12 protein-coding genes are annotated in these 14215 nt (G+C 80.0%); 5 read left to right on the top strand and 7 right to left on the bottom strand.

The genetic code is table 11. The features are described from left to right. Nucleotides 1-104: 104 nt before the first annotated feature. On the top strand, nt 105-293 hold the full coding sequence (locus D5H78_RS16295; protein ID WP_119951574.1) for a hypothetical protein: 189 nt from the start codon (nt 105-107) through the stop codon (nt 291-293). A 52-nt stretch (nt 294-345) separates the two neighbouring features. Here the strand turns inward: D5H78_RS16295 and D5H78_RS16300 are convergent, their stop codons facing one another. Next, entirely contained in the window at nt 346-1347 is a 1002-nt protein-coding gene (locus D5H78_RS16300) for an ABC transporter substrate-binding protein (protein ID WP_119951575.1), read from the bottom strand. Nucleotides 1348-1439: 92 nt separating this feature from the next. Here D5H78_RS16300 and D5H78_RS16305 point away from each other — a divergent pair, with 92 nt between their 5' ends. Further along, nucleotides 1440-2360: an aldose 1-epimerase family protein gene (locus D5H78_RS16305; protein ID WP_119951576.1), complete on the top strand. Its 921-nt coding sequence runs from the start codon at nt 1440-1442 to the stop codon at nt 2358-2360. After that, entirely contained in the window at nt 2357-3625 is a 1269-nt protein-coding gene (locus tag D5H78_RS16310; RefSeq protein ID WP_133412083.1) for a PP2C family protein-serine/threonine phosphatase, read from the top strand. Before D5H78_RS16305 ends, D5H78_RS16310 begins: the two co-directional genes overlap by 4 nt. 15 nt (nt 3626-3640) lie before the next feature. Here D5H78_RS16310 and D5H78_RS16315 read toward each other — a convergent pair whose 3' ends face one another. From D5H78_RS16315 to D5H78_RS16325, 3 genes are all read right to left on the bottom strand, one after another. Then, nucleotides 3641-4933, bottom strand: coding sequence for a sensor domain-containing phosphodiesterase (locus tag D5H78_RS16315; RefSeq protein ID WP_119951578.1), 1293 nt, complete (start codon nt 4931-4933; stop codon nt 3641-3643). Between the two features lie 67 nt (nt 4934-5000). Continuing rightward, entirely contained in the window at nt 5001-5408 is a 408-nt protein-coding gene (locus D5H78_RS16320) for a Fe-S oxidoreductase (protein ID WP_119951579.1), read from the bottom strand. 311 nt (nt 5409-5719) lie between these two features. Then, nucleotides 5720-7270, bottom strand: coding sequence for an ATP-binding protein (locus D5H78_RS16325; RefSeq protein WP_119951580.1), 1551 nt, complete (start codon nt 7268-7270; stop codon nt 5720-5722). Nucleotides 7271-7438: 168 nt separating this feature from the next. Between D5H78_RS16325 and D5H78_RS16330 the strand changes: the two genes are divergently transcribed. After that, nucleotides 7439-7795, top strand: a complete 357-nt coding sequence (locus D5H78_RS16330) for a GNAT family N-acetyltransferase (protein ID WP_218566715.1) — start codon at nt 7439-7441, stop codon at nt 7793-7795. A 25-nt stretch (nt 7796-7820) separates the two neighbouring features. On the opposite strand, the gene D5H78_RS16335 is transcribed toward D5H78_RS16330, so the two are convergent. Next, entirely contained in the window at nt 7821-9392 is a 1572-nt protein-coding gene (locus D5H78_RS16335) for a GGDEF domain-containing protein (RefSeq protein WP_119951582.1), read from the bottom strand. Nucleotides 9393-9480: 88 nt separating this feature from the next. On the opposite strand from D5H78_RS16335, the gene D5H78_RS16340 reads away from it, so the two are divergent. Beyond that, the gene (locus D5H78_RS16340; RefSeq protein WP_133412084.1) at nt 9481-10992 is read left to right on the top strand and encodes a PRC-barrel domain-containing protein; all 1512 of its coding nucleotides are present in this window, start codon (nt 9481-9483) and stop codon (nt 10990-10992) included. Nucleotides 10993-11039: 47 nt separating this feature from the next. On the opposite strand, the gene D5H78_RS19610 is transcribed toward D5H78_RS16340, so the two are convergent. Further along, the gene (locus tag D5H78_RS19610; RefSeq protein WP_119951584.1) at nt 11040-12941 is read right to left on the bottom strand and encodes a serine/threonine-protein kinase; all 1902 of its coding nucleotides are present in this window, start codon (nt 12939-12941) and stop codon (nt 11040-11042) included. 41 nt (nt 12942-12982) lie between these two features. Beyond that, on the bottom strand, nt 12983-14212 hold the full coding sequence (locus tag D5H78_RS16350) for an isochorismate synthase (RefSeq protein ID WP_425472970.1): 1230 nt from the start codon (nt 14210-14212) through the stop codon (nt 12983-12985). Nucleotides 14213-14215 lie beyond the last annotated feature (3 nt).

A 14215-nucleotide genomic window follows, 5' to 3' on the forward strand; every position in this document is an offset into this window, starting at 1 on the left:
GGGGCGCCACGGCTTTCCCGCGCCGCCGTCGGCGACCGCCCGCCGCTGCTGGATCACCCGGACGGGTGATGCGCGGGTGCGCCCCCGCAGGCACCCTGGGTGACATGTTCGTCGCCGCGACCCCGGACACCGTCCAGCTCATCGTGCTGCGCCGGGCCCTCGACGGGCCGCGGACCGTCGCCGACGGCTCGCTGACCGTCGCGGCGGTCCCCGCCGCACCGGTGGTGCGGGCGGGGACCCCGCGGGTCGAGCGGGTCGAGCGGGTCGGCGACCGGCTCGACCTCTACCTGTAGGCGCCCGGGCCGCCCGGGCGGCGGACCGCCCGGGCCGGGCGCCCGGCGCCGCTCAGGCGACGTCGCGCGCCTGCTCCAGGTGGCCGGCGAGCTCCTGCGCCCACGCCGCCTGGGCCTTCGAGTCCAGCGCGGCGAACACCCAGCGGTGGACCTGGTCCGAGGACGCGGCGGGGGTGCGCGCGAAGGTGGGCTGGCGCTGCATCTCCTCGACCGGCATCGCGCGCTCGGACTCCAGCACCACGTCCGCGGGGAGGGTGCCGATGTTCTCCCAGCTCAGCGTCTCCCAGTAGTAGCCCTCGCCGCCCGGGTCGACGAAGTCGACCCCCAGGTCGCCGAAGGCGCGCAGCACCGGGTCGTCCTGCGCCTTGGCGACGTACACGCCCTCGCCCGGGTAGGCGGCGCCGACGAGCACGTCGAGGTCGCGCTCGCCGGCGGCGCGCAGCCGCTCGGCCGCGGCGGCGTACTCCTCGCGGGCCGCGTCCACGTCGGCCCGGTCGGCCCCGAGCGACACCGCGAGCTCCTCGGTGCGCTCCACGACGTCCACGGCGCTGCCGCGCATCGCGACCGCCACGATCGGGGCGATCTCGGCGGCCGCCTCCTGCTGGGCGAGGTCGGTGAAGCCGTACAGCGGCTTGGTGTCGTCGATCGTCCCCTCGCTGTCCACCGGGTAGGCGTGGGTGACGATCACGTCGGGGTCGGCGGCCGCGAGCTGCTCGAGGTCGATCTCGCCGTAGGCCGTGCCGAGGTCGGTGGTCCCCGAGGTGTCGAAGCCCTCGAAGCGGCTGTCCGCCGCGAGGGCGCTCCAGCCGAAGGTGGCGACGGGGGCGACGTCGTACGCGAAGAGGCTGGCCGCCACGTCGGTGAGGGCGACGACGCGGTCGGGCCGCTCGTCGAGCTCGAGCGTCGTGCCGAGGTCGTCGGTGAAGGACCAGCCGGTGGCCTCCCCGCCGGCCGCGGCGCTGCCGGTGGTGTCGTCGGAACCGCCGCAGGCGGCCAGCAGCAGGGCGGCGAGGGCGGCGCCGGCGAGGCGGGGCGCGGGACGGCGTGCGGTCATGCGGGGCTCTCCAGGCTCGAGGAACTCAGGTGAGGCTCACCTTACCCACACCTCGACGGGTGCTCCGGCGCCCGGTGGGGGAAGGTTGTCCCATGCACAGGGGCACGCCCACGGGGGAGCAGCACGCGCTGGCGGCCGGGCCGTACCGCGCGGTGGCGGTGGAGGTCGGCGGCGGGATCCGGTCGCTGGTGCACGACGGGCGCGACCTGCTCGACGGGTACGCCGAGGACGCCCTGCCCGACGGCGGGCGCGGGCAGGTGCTCGCGCCGTGGCCCAACCGGCTGCGCGACGGGCGCTGGACCTGGCGGGGCCGCACCCTGCAGCTGCCCCTCACCGAGGTGGCCCGGGCGACCGCGAACCACGGGCTCGTGCGCTGGGCCGGGTGGAGCGCCCTGGAGCGCTCGCCGGAGCGCGTCGTCCTGGCCCACCGGCTGCACCCGCAGCCGGGCTACCCGTTCCGCCTGGACCTGCGGGCGGCGTACGCCGTCGACGCCGTCGAGGGGCTCGCCGTCGAGCTGGCGGCGACGAACGCCGGCGACGAGGAGGCCCCCGTCGCGCTGGGCCAGCACCCGTACCTCGCCGCGCCCGGCGGCGGCACCGTCGACGGGTGCCGCCTCGCCGTGCCCGCGGCCACCCGCCTCGTCGTCGACGACCGCGGCACCCCGGTGGGGCGCGAGGCGGTCGAGGGGACGCCGTACGACCTGCGGCAGGGGCGCGCGCTCGGTGAGCAGGTGGTGGACGACACGTTCACGGACCTCGTCCCGGGGCAGTCGGGCCGGGTGCGCGTGGAGCTGCGGGGGCCGGACGGCTCGGGGACGGTGCTGTGGACCGAGCGGCCGGCCGGCTGGCTGCAGGTGTTCACCGGCGACACGCTCGCCGAGGGGCGGCGGCGACGCGGTGTGGCCGTGGAGCCGATGACCGCGCCCGGGAACGCGCTTGCCAGCGGGACGGGCCTCCAGGTCCTCGCTCCGGGGGAGACCCTCGCGCTGCGGTGGGGCGTGGCGGCGCTGTGAGGTACGCGACGGGGAGCGGCTGGGTGGAGTCGGCCGCGGCGCGGGCGCACGGCGGTCTGCTGCGCAGGGCGCACCTCTGCTCGCCCGCGGACTTCACCACCATCGCCGTGGAGGAGGCGCGGGCCCTCGGTGTCGACGAGCTGGTCATCTACCTCGCCGACCACGTCGAGCGCACGCTGGTGCCCATGCCCGGCCGGCACACCGCGGACCGGCAACCGCTGTCCGTCGAGGGGACGCTCGGCGGGCGCGCGTACAGCACGAGCTCCGTGCTCGAGGTGGGAAGCGGTAGTCCGCTGCAGACCCGGCTGTGGATCCCGCTGCTGGACGGCACCCACCGGCTGGGCGTCGTCGAGGTCGGCCTGCGGCCCGCGCTGGGCGAGGTGTCGGACGCGCTCGTGGAGGCCTGCGAGCGCTACGTGCACCTCCTGGCGCAGGTCTCGGTGAGCAAGGCCGCGTACGGCGACATCGTCGAGTTCGTGCGGCGCACCCGCCCGCTGTCGGTCGCCGGCGAGCTCCAGCGCGCCCAGCTGCCGCCGGCGACCTTCGCCACCGACCGGCTGGCGCTCGCGGCGCTGCTCGAGCCGGTCGAGGCGGGTGGCGGTGACGGCTACGACTACGCGGCCAACGGCGACACCGCCCACCTCGCGGTCCTCAGCGCCCACGGCGAGGGCGTGGCCGCCGCGACGTCGACGGCGCTGGCGCTCGCGGCGTACCGCAGTGGGCGGCGCGCGCTGCTCGGGCTCGAGGAGACCTGGTCGCTCGTCGACGGCGCGCTCACCGCGGCGCCCCGCCCGGTGACCGCGGTGCTCGCGGAGCTCGACCTGGGCTCCGGCCAGCTGCGCTGGCTGTCGGCGGGGCACGCCGCACCGTCGCTGCTGCGCGGCGGGCGACCGGTGCGGGCCGGGGACGCCCCGGCGGGCCCCCCGCTCGGTGCCGGCGCGGGGGCCGTGCGCGCCGGCGAGCCCGCCGTCGTCCGCTGGGCGCTGGAGCCGGGCGACCGCCTGCTGCTGCACACCCCCGGGCTCGCGACCGCCACGACGCCGCAGGGCGAGCGCCTCGACCGCGACGCGCTGTGCCGGCTCGTGGAGCGGTACGACGCCGCGCAGGGCCCGGCGGAGACGCTGCGGCGGCTGCGCCACGCCGTGCTCGGCCCGGGCAGCGCGCTCGCGGGCGACGCGACGGCCCTGCTGCTCGAGTGGCGCGGCGGGCACGAGCGCACCCTGGTGCCGGCCCTGCCCCGCCGGGCCCGCCAGCCCGTCGGCTGAGCGGTGCCGGCGGGGTCAGGCCGCGGGGAGCGGGCCCGGTCGGGCGAAGAGGAAGCCCTGCCCCAGGGGCACCCCGAGCTGCTGGAGCGCGTCGCGCCCCGGCGGGGTCTCGACGCCCTCCGCGACGAGCCGCGCGCAGAGGCTGTCCGAGAGGTCGACGAACGAGCGCACCATCGCCGCCCGGGCCGGGTCGGCCTCCACGTCGCGGCAGATGCTGATGTCCAGCTTGATGAGGTCCGGGCGCAGCAGCAGGATGTGGCGCATGCTCGCGTAGCCCGCCCCCGCGTCGTCCACCGCGAGGCGCCCGCCGCCCGCCCGGAAGGCGGAGAGCACCCGCTCGATGGAGGGGTAGTCCTCGACGACGACGTGCTCGGTGAGCTCGAGCACCACCCGCTCCAGGGGCGCCCCGTCCAGCGCCTCCCAGAGCGCGTCGTCGAGCAGCGCCCGCGGTGACACGTTGATGCTGAGGTAGCAGCCCGCCGGGACCTCGTCGAGCCGCGCGAGCGCGTGGCGGACCGCGCACACCTCCGCCTCGGTGCCGCGGCCGAGGGCCTCGGCCTCGGCGAACCAGACGTCGGGGCGCGTCGCGTCCGGCAGGCGGCTCAGCGCCTCGTACCCGACGGTGCGCCCCGAGCAGAAGTCGACGATGGGCTGGAAGACGGTGGTCAGCAGGCCGTCCTCGAGGACCTGCTCGACCCGCGCGACGCGGCGGGACCTCGTGAGCTCCGCCTCCTCGAGGCGCTCGAGGGCGGGGGCGACGAGCTCGGCGAGCATCTCCACCACCGCGAGGTCCCGCTCGCGCAGCTGCGGGGCCGGCGCGGTGCTGAAGCAGCAGAAGGTCCCGTACACCCGCCCGTCGCTGAACCGGATCGGGACGCTGACGTGCGCCCCGACGGGGAACGCGGTGGTCACGGGGAGGTCGCGCACCTCCGGGTGCTCGCGCGGGTCGCGCACGAGGCGCGGCAGGCGCCCGTCGACGACGCGCTGGCAGTACGTCTCCTCGAGCGGGTCCGAGGCGCCGACCCGCACGCCCGCGGGGGCGCCGGGCACGGCGTCGACGAAGCGGAAGGTGCGCCGCCCGTCGGCGAACCGGCCCACGAAGCCGATCTCCATGCCGAGGTGGCTGCGGGCGGCGGCGAGCATGACCTGCACGACGTCGCTGTCGTCCCCGCCGCCGGCGAGGGCGCCCAGGGCGCTCCCGGGGCGGGCGGGCTGCGGCAGGTCCGGGCGGGGTCCGGCGCCCGGCGCCGGCCCGGGCTCGTCGGCCAGCGCCGTCGCGCAGCCGCCCTGCTCCTCCACGTCCGACACCGGCCCCCCTGGCACTCGATCGTCTACGCAGCGTGTGCTTCGAGTAACAGGGTGCCATGGTCACCGGTCAGTGCGCACGCGGGCGGTAGCCCCCGTCCTCCAGCCCGGCCTCGACCTCGTACCGGTTGCGGGCGGCGGACCGGCCGGCCAGCAGGTAGAGCAGCGCGAAGCGGTAGCCGTGCCGGCGCCACTGCTGCGCGTGCACGGCCTCGTGGCGCAGCCGCGCGGGGGACCGCGCCGCGGGCCGGTCGCCCGTGAGGTACGCGTCCCCCCAGGTCACGCCGCCGCGGGGGTAGGCCCGGCGCGGCAGCCCCCAGAGCACCACGAGGTCGCCGTGGCGCTCCTCGCGGGCGCCCAGCAGGAGCGCGTACGCGCGCGCCGCCCGCCCGACGCGGGCCGCCTGCCGGGCCCGACGGGCCGCCCGTCGGGCAGCCCGGCCCGCCCGCCGCTGCGCCGCCCGGTCCCGTGCCGCCACCCGGCGACCGTAGCCCGCGCGCGGCGCGGCGAGGGCCCTGGCCGGCGGCGCCGCGCGGGTGCACCGTCGACCTCCCCGCGGCCGTGCGCGGGGCGGGCGCGGGGGACGCGCGAGCAGGGGGGCGGACGTGGACGACGACCGGGAGGAGCGGGTCGACCGCGAGCTCATGGAGCTGCTGCAGGGGCTGCCGTCGCCACGACGGGCGCGCAGGTGCTCGTCGCGTCCCTGCTCACCGTGCCGTTCCCCGCCGGCTCCCGGCCGCAGGACCGCGTGCGTCGCCCGGGCCCGGCTCGCGCCCGTGCGCCGGTGCGTCAGGCGCGGGCGGCGCCGGCCGTGCGCCGGCGCCAGCGCACCCGGGCCCAGACCTCCTTGCCCCCGCCGGGGCGCGGGGTCGTCCCGTGCTCGTCGACGAGCGCGGCGAGGACGGCGAGGCCGCGCCCCGTCTCGGCCCAGCCGTCGCCGGCGCGCGCGGCCGGCTCGGGGACCCGCTCGTCGTCGTCGGTGACCGACAGCAGCAGCCCGTCGGGCTCGTCCTCGACGACGACCTCGACCTGCTCGTGGGCGTGGCGCACCGCGTTGGACAGCAGCTCCGCCGCGGCCAGGGAGACCTCGTCGCGCACCCCGGGGGGAGCGTCGGCCGGGAGGGCGGCGGCCACGAACTGCCGGCCGAGCCGGGCGGCGACCGGGCTCGAGGGCAGCGTGCGCCCGCGCCGCCGCAGGTCCGGGCGTCCCGACGCCACGACGACCAGGAGGCCGCGCACCGGGGCGTCGAGCCCGGCGGCCGCCAGCGCGCGCTCGAGGTCGTGGGCCAGGTCGAGCGCCAGGTCGGCGGCGGGGTCGGGCGCGCCGGCGGCCGGGGCGGGCGCGCCGGCGGGGGGCTCGGGCTGGGCTTCGGCGGGGCGCAGCGGGCGCGCGAGGCAGCCGGCGAGCACGTCGTGGACGGCCTGCGCGGTGCCGGCGTCGGCACCCGGGTCGATCGCCGCGGCGGCCACCGCGACCGGCTCGGCGCGGGCGAGCAGCAGCCGCTCGCCGGCCAGGCGGTCCGCCGCGGGCGGGCGCGGGTCCCCCTCGCCCCCGGGGGTGGTCGCGACGACGACGGCGTGGTCGAGCGGGGCCACGGCGAGCCAGGCGCTGTCCGGGCACGCCTCCACGTGCGCGCCGAAGACCTCCGCGTCCAGGTCCGGCGCCAGCTCGGCGACGGCCTTGCCGACGAGCGCCGGAGGGGTGCTGCGGCGCCGGGCGAGGGCGAGCACGCCCCGGACCGCGTCCAGCGGGGCCGAGCCGAGGCCCAGCGGGCTGTCCAGCAGCGTGGCGAAGGCGTCGCCGTGGGCGCCGGGGGCGCTGACCGCGCAGCGGGCCCCGCCGGGGCGCGCCGCGCACGCCACCCCGACGCCGGCGGGTGCCGGGTGCGCGTGGTGGCGCAGGCCGCGCCCGAGCGGGGAGGGGGCCGGCGCGACCGCCGCGACGAGGGCGGCGAGCGCGCCGAGCGCGTGGCGCTCCGGGCCGTCCGCCGGGTGCGGCCCGTCCCACGACAGGCCCAGCGCGCCCACGACCTCGCCCTCGCGCAGCAGGGGCACCGCCGCCCGGCCGGGGCCGGTGCCGCCGGGCCACTGCGCCACGCCGTCGCGCGCCGCCCGGACCAGGGTGCCGTCGAGCGGCGGGGGCGCGCCGGGGGGCTCGGTCGCGACCACGCGCAGGTCGCCGTCGGCCGAGCCCAGGGCCAGCACCGCCCCGCGGGCGGCGAGGGCGCGGACGAGCGAGGGCAGGACGTCGGCCGTGACCGCGGCGTCGCGGCCCGTCGCGGCGAGGCGCTCAGCGGCGCCGGCCACGAGGGCGAGCAGGGCGTGCGGGTCCGACCCCATGGGTCCGTGGCTCCTCGGGCGATGAGGCAGGCCGGCTGCTCGACCTGTGCGCACCGGGTCGGTCCGCGGCACGGACGTACCCCGCCTACCACCCCGCCACCCCTCGCGCCACCCCTCGCACCCGCCCGTCCGCCCGCGAGCCGGGGGCGGGCGGGGCAGGATGGGCCCGTGGCCGACGGAGAGCAGGGCAGCGGGCAGGCGGGCGACCAGGGCGGCGGGGCCCCCGTGGTGCGCGACGCGCCGGAGCGGGACCGCTACGAGGTGCACGACGAGCAGGGGCGGCTGGCGGGCTTCGCCGCGTACCAGCGCGCCCGCGGGCTGGTGGTGATGACGCACACCGAGGTCGACCCCGCGTACGAGGGCCGCGGGCTGGGGTCCGCGCTCGTGCGCGGCGCGCTCGACGACCTGCGCGCTCAGGGGACCGCGGTGCTCCCGCTCTGCCCGTTCGTGGGCGCGTACATCGCGCGGCACCCGGAGTACCGGGACGTGGTCTACCGCGCCCCGGCGTCGCGCGGCACGGACTGAGGCGCCGGCGGGCCCGCCGGGGGGCTCAGCCCCAGCGCTCGGCGAGCCCGGCGCGCCGGCGGGCCTTGACGGCGTACATGGACCGGTCCGCCGCGCGCACGAGCGCCTCCGCGACGGCCGCCGCCGGCCCCTCGTCGGGCACGTCGGCGAGGTCGCAGGCGCCCACGCTGGCCGCGAGCGGGACGTCGCGCCCGTCCACCCGCAGCGGCGGCACGAGCGCCGCGGCGAGCCGGCCGGTGACGACCGCGGGGCACGAGCCGGCGGCGAGCACCACGGCGAACTCGTCGCCGCCGAGGCGCGCGACGGTGTCGACGGCGCGCACCTGCGTGCGCAGCCGCGCCGCGACCTCGACGAGCACCGCGTCCCCCGCGGCGTGCCCGAGGGTGTCGTTGACCCGCTTGAAGCCGTCGAGGTCGACGAAGAGGACGGCCCCGCCGCCGCCGTCGCGGCGGTGCTGCTCGACGAGCCGCTCGACGCGGTCGAGGAAGAGGGCGCGGTTCGCGGCGCCGGTGAGCGGGTCGTGGAACGCGAGGCGCTGCAGCTCGGCCTCGCGCGCGCGCAGCCGCTCGACGAGGGCGCGGTGGTCCAGGAGCACCAGCGCCTGCCGCACCAGCATGAGGACGACGAGGACGAGCCCGAGCAGCACCATCCACAGCGGCGCCGCGGCGGCGTCCTCCACGAGGCGGTCCACGAGCACGGCCTCGGCCCCGACGACGGGCAGGTAGGGCAGCGCGAGGCGCAGCCACCCCGCCTGGAGCGCCGGGTCACCCGGCTCGCGCAGGGGGAGGCACGCGGGCAGGCGGCGCGCGGTCCCCGCCGCCGACGCGACGAGGAGGAAGCCGCTCACCCAGCCGGCGCTGGTCGCGCTGCCCGTCGCGTACGAGCCCGTGCTGCCGAGGTAGACGTACAGCGAGTCCGCGACCGCCAGGGAGCCCAGGCCCGCGGCGAGCTGGAGCAGCGGCCCCCGGCTCTGCGCGGTGGAGCGGCTCAGGGCCAGCAGGACGAGGGTCGCGAGGACGACGTCGCCGACCGGGTACGCCGTCGACAGGGCCAGCGGCAGCAGCGGCCCGCCGGCCCCGAGCACGGTGTCGAGGCAGGCGGCCCAGGAGAGCATGAGCAGGGCGCCGGCGATGAGGGCCCCGTCGAGCACGTCGCGCACGCGCTCGCGCGCCGCCGAGCCGGAGTGCAGCCAGAGCAGCAGGCCGGCGGCGGTGAGCAGGGGGAAGGCGAGGAAGCCGGCGTCGGATGGCGAGGGGAAGGGCAGCTCGCGCCCGCGGGCCACCTCCTGCCAGGACCACAGCGCCTGGCCGGCCGTCCAGCTGCCGGTGCCGGCCGCCACGAGCAGCCAGGCCCGCCTCCGGGTCCCGCTGCGCCGGGCCGCGGCGCGCACGCAGGCGACGCAGGCCGTCGCGGCGGCCGCGAGCTGGGTCAGGTCGTCGACGGCGAGGACGGCGCGCCGCGGCGCGTCGGCGAGCGCGCCCAGGACCAGCAGGTGCAGGGCGCCGGCGAGCACGGCGAGCAGCGCGCCCGTGCGCCAGGGGCGGGCGCGCGGCCGCGGCGGCGCGGCGTCCGGTGCGGCCGCCGTGTGCTGGCTCACGCAGGGGGCATCGGCAGGAGGGGGCCCGGCCTGGAGCCCCCGGCCGGCGCGCGTTTCCCGCGGGGGGCGCCCGGGGACGGGGAGCGGCATGACGCTCCCCGACCTCGACGCCGCCAGCAGCTGGATCGGCCGCCCCGTGCTGGACCGCGACGGCGAGTCCGTCGGCACCTGCGTGCGGGTGCTCGCGGACGACGCCACCGGGACCCCGGAGTGGCTGTCGGCCGAGCTCCCCGACGGCACCCGGCGCATCGTCCCGCTCGTCGACGCCACGCCCTCGGCCGACGCCGTGCGCGTCAGCGTCACCCGCCGCTCGGTCGTCGACGCGCCGGCCGACCTCTCCGACCAGCACGTCAGCGCCGAGCAGGAGCGCTCGCTCTACGCGCACTACGGCGTGGCCGCCTCGACGGCCGCCTCGCCGACCGTGCTCCCCGCGGTCGAGAGCGCGCCTGCCACGGGCCCGGCCCGGCTCGGCGCCCCGGTGCGGGACCACCGCGCGCAGGCGGCGGGCGCGGCCGCCGTGGCGCTGGCCCTCGGAGCGGCCGCCGTCGGCGTGGTCGTCGCGGTCCGGGCCCGGCGCCGGCCGGCGACGCCCGCCGAGCGGATCGCCGCCGCCGCACGGCTGCAGTCCGAGCGGGCCGCCTCGCTCGCCCGGAGCTCGGCCGCCTCGGCGCAGGTCCTCGCCCGCCAGGGCGCCACCTCGGCCCAGGACGCGACCCGCGACCTCCGGCGCACCGCGGCCCCGGCGCTCGCCGCGGCGGCGGAGCGCACCGGCGAGGTCGCCCGCCGCGCCGGCGAGGGGGCGCTCGGCGCCGCCACGACCACCGCCGCGCTCGCCGTGATGGGCGGGCAGGCCGCCGTACCCGCCGCGGAGCGGGCCGCCGAGGGCCTCGCCCGCGCCGCCGGCCACGCCGGCGGGGCGCTGGCCGCCGGGGGCGCGGCCGTCGCGGGCGGCGCCCACGCCCTCGCCGGGTCCGGCGGCGCCGCCCTCACGGCCGCCCGGCCGGTCGTCGCCGCGCAGGGCGCCGCGCTCGCCGGGCGCGCCGCGGAGCTGGGGAGCCGCGCGGCCGAGCTCGGGGCGGCCGCCTCGCCGGTCGCCGGGCAGGCGGCGCAGCGGGTCGCGGAGGCGGCGCGCACCGTCGCCACCGAGGCCGGCACCGCGGGCCTCGTCGCGGCCGCCGGCGCCCGCTCCGCCGGCGCCGCCCTCGGCGGCGCGGCGGCGGACGTCGCCGACGCCGCGGCCGACAGCGCCGCGGCGGTCGTCTCGACGTGGCGCCGCACGCAGCGCCGGCTCGCCCTGCTCGCCGGGCTCGCGGGGGGCTACGTCCTCGGGGCGCGCGCCGGGCGCGGCCGGTACGAGCAGCTCAAGGGCCGCGCCGAGCCGCTGCTGCACCGCCCCGAGGTGGAGCGGGTCGTGCAGCGGGCGCAGGAGGGCGTCGACGCCGTCATCGCGAAGGTCACCGGGGCGGCGGGCTCCGGGGCCGGCCCGGGGGGCGGGGGGACCGGTGGCGCAGCGCCCGCGGGCGGCGCGCCGGCAGGAGCGGCACCCGTGGTCGGCCCGGACGGGCACGTGGGGCTAGCCGGCGGCGGTGACGCGGGCTGACGCGGGCTGACGCGGGCTGACGCGGGGAGGGCCCGCCCCGCGGCGGCTCAGCCGCGGGGCGCGAAGGAACCCGCCATGTCGTCGAAGACGGGCTCGCTCGCGGCCCACTCCTCCGGCGGCGCCGCCGCGTACAGCGCGTACGCCCTGTCGTCCGCCACGAGGTTCCGGTTCCGGACCCGCAGCGGCCCGCCGTCCGCCTCGTACGTGAACTCCCAGTCGGCGAGGTCGAACTCCGGGTGGTCGACCCGCTGGATGCCGAGGAGCTGGTAGCCCGGGAGGCGCTGCGACACCGTCGCCTCCTGGCGCTCCCAGTCCTCGAGGGGGTCGCCGACCGGCGCGCCGCCGCCCTCCACGAAGAAGAACCGCCGCGAGGCGGGGTCGGAGAACGTCGTGCGGCCCCCGTCGGTGCTCGCGGACCAGCCCTCGGGCACCGCCACCCGGAACCCGTCGTCCTCGTGGACCTCGAAATCCTCCGGGACCCCGCTCGCCGCCCCGTCCGGGCCGCCGCCCTCGCCCGTCGCGCCGTCCTCGTCGCCAGCGCCCTCCTGCGCGGCACCGCCCTCGTCCGCGGTGCCGCCGGTCCCCTGCCCGGCGCCGTCGTCCGCGGTGCCGCTCCCGCCGCTGCCTCCCCCCTCGCCGGTGGTCCCGTCGTCCGCGCCGCCGCCCGCCCCGCCGCCCGCCCCGCCGCCCGTGCCGCCGGGTGCGGCCCCGGAGGGCTCGGACGGCTCGGAGGGCCCGGAGGGCGCCGACGGTGACGGCGAGCCGGTGGCCGGCGGGGCGGGCGACGCCGTGGTCCCGGGGTCGTCCTCGTCGAGGACGAGCGCCACGGCCCCGGCCGCCGCGACGGCGGCGAGCCCGCCCGCGGCGAGCGCCCGGCGCAGGCGGCGCCCCCCGCGGCGCGCGCCGAGCGACCCCCCGCCGCGAGCGGCGCGGTCGCCGTCGTGCCCGCCGGCCGCGACGGGCAGGGGCACGGGTAGGGGCAGGGCCTGCGTACGGGCCGCGCCCTCGTCCTCCTCCAGCCGCGGGCCCGGCGCCGAGCCCGGCGACGGGGCCGCGGCGGCGACCGCCGGTGCGGCCGGGGCGGGCGGGGGGCCGGCGGCCACCTCGCGGAGCATGGCGCCGGCGGTGGCCGCGTCCAGCCGCTCGGCGGGGTCCTTCTGCAGCAGCCCGTCGACCACCGCGCCGAGCGAGCCGGCGAGCGCCCGGTCCGGGGGCGGGTCCTCGAGCACGGCGACGAGCGTGGCCATGGGGGTGTCGCGCTCGAACGGCGAGCGGCCGACCACCGCGGCGGCCAGCGTCACGCCGAGGGACCAGAGGTCGGCCGCGGCGGTGGGGACCTGCCCGCGGGCGCGCTCGGGGGCGACGTACCCCGGCGACCCGACGATCGTCCCCGTCGTCGTCAGGGAGGGGTCGCCCTCGAGCGAGGCGATCCCGAAGTCCGTGAGCACCGCGCCGCCGACGGCGTCGAAGAGCACGTTGGCCGGCTTCACGTCGCGGTGCAGGACGCCCGCCGCGTGCGCGGCGACGAGGGCGTCGAGCACGCGCAGGCCGGTGCGGGCCGCGTCCTGCGGCGCCAGCGGCCCCTCCTCGCGCAGGACGTCGGCCAGGGACCGCGGCCGCAGCAGCTCCATGACGATCCACGGCCGGCCGTCCTCCTCGACCACGTCGAACACGGTGACCGCCGCGGTGCTGCGGATCCGCGCGGCCGCCCGGGCCTCGCGCAGCGTCCGCACCCGCAGCTGCTCGGCCTGCTCCGGCGTCAGGCCCGGCGGCGGGGTGACCTCCTTGACGGCGACGCCGCGGCCGAGCACCTCGTCGCGCGCGGACCAGACGACGCCCATCCCGCCCCGGCCCAGCGGCTGCAGGAGCCGGTAGCGGCCGACGACCAGCCGCCCGTCGCCGCGCGGTCCGGGGTCCGGGGTCGGGTCCTGCGTCGTCGGGGGTGCCATCCGCCGTCCCTACCCCGGGGGGCGCGGGGCGCACCCGCCGCTCAGGCGCCGAGCGCGTCGCGCATCGGGACGAGCTTGGCCTGCGACTCGGCGAGCTCGGCCTCGGGGTCGGAGCCCGCGACGATGCCGCAGCCGGCGTAGAGGGTGAGCCGGCGGGGGTCGTCGGGGTCGAGCGCCGCGCTGCGCAGGGCGATGCCCCACTCGCCGGCGCCGGTGGCGTCGACCCAGCCGACCGGACCGGCGTACCGGCCGCGGTCCAGGCCCTCGAGGCGGTCGATCGCGGCGAGGGCGAGGTCGCGGGGGGTGCCGCACACGGCCGCCGTCGGGTGCAGGGCGGCGGCGAGCTCCAGCGAGGAGGAGCGGTCCGCGGCGACGGCGGCGACGTCGGTCGCGAGGTGCATGACGTTCGGCAGGTGCAGGACGAACGGCGTCTCGGGCACGTTCATGCCGGTGCAGTGCGGGGCGAGGGCGTCGGCGACCGAGCGGACCGCGTACTCGTGCTCCTCGAGGTCCTTGCTGCTGCGGGCCAGCGACGCGGCCAGCACGAGGTCGCGGTCGTCGTCCCCCGTGCGCCGGATGGTGCCCGCGAGCACCCGCGAGGTCACGAGGCCGCGCTCGAGGCGCACCAGCAGCTCGGGCGTCGCGCCCACGAGGCCGTCGACGGCGAACGTCCAGCACGCGGGGTAGCGGGTGGCCAGCCGGCCGAGGAGCCACCGCGGGTCGACCGGCTGCTCGGCGACGGCCAGCAGGTCGCGGGCCAGCACCACCTTCTCCAGCGGGCTCGCGGCGATGAGCCGGACCGCCTCGGCGACCGCCTCCTCGTAGCGCACGGGGGACACCGCCCCCTCGCCGTAGACCACCCCGACGGGCGCCGCCACCGGCTCGGGCACCGCGTCGGCCTCGGGCGCGTCACCCACCGTGGTGAGCCAGGCGCGCCCGCCGCGCCGGCCCAGCACCACGCGGGGCAGGACGAGCACCGAGCGGGTGCCGTCGTCGTCGCCGAACGCGAAGGAGCCCAGCGCGACGGCGCCGGTCCCCGGCAGCCCGACCGGGTCGTCGACGAGGATCGTGGCGCACACCTCCCGCCACCACCGGGCCGCCTCGGCGAACCGGTCCGGCCCGCTCACCTCGAGCCGCGCGGCCTCGCCCCACGCCACGAGGCCGTCGCCCCGGCGCACCCAGGCCAGCCCGCCCGCGCCCGGCAGCCGCCCCACGAGCGGGCCGGGGTCCGGCACGGCCCGGGTGCGCACGAGGGTGGCGGTCAGGGGCAGGGT

The organism is Vallicoccus soli (assembly GCF_003594885.1).
Taxonomy (GTDB): Bacteria; Actinomycetota; Actinomycetes; order Motilibacterales; family Motilibacteraceae; genus Vallicoccus; species Vallicoccus soli.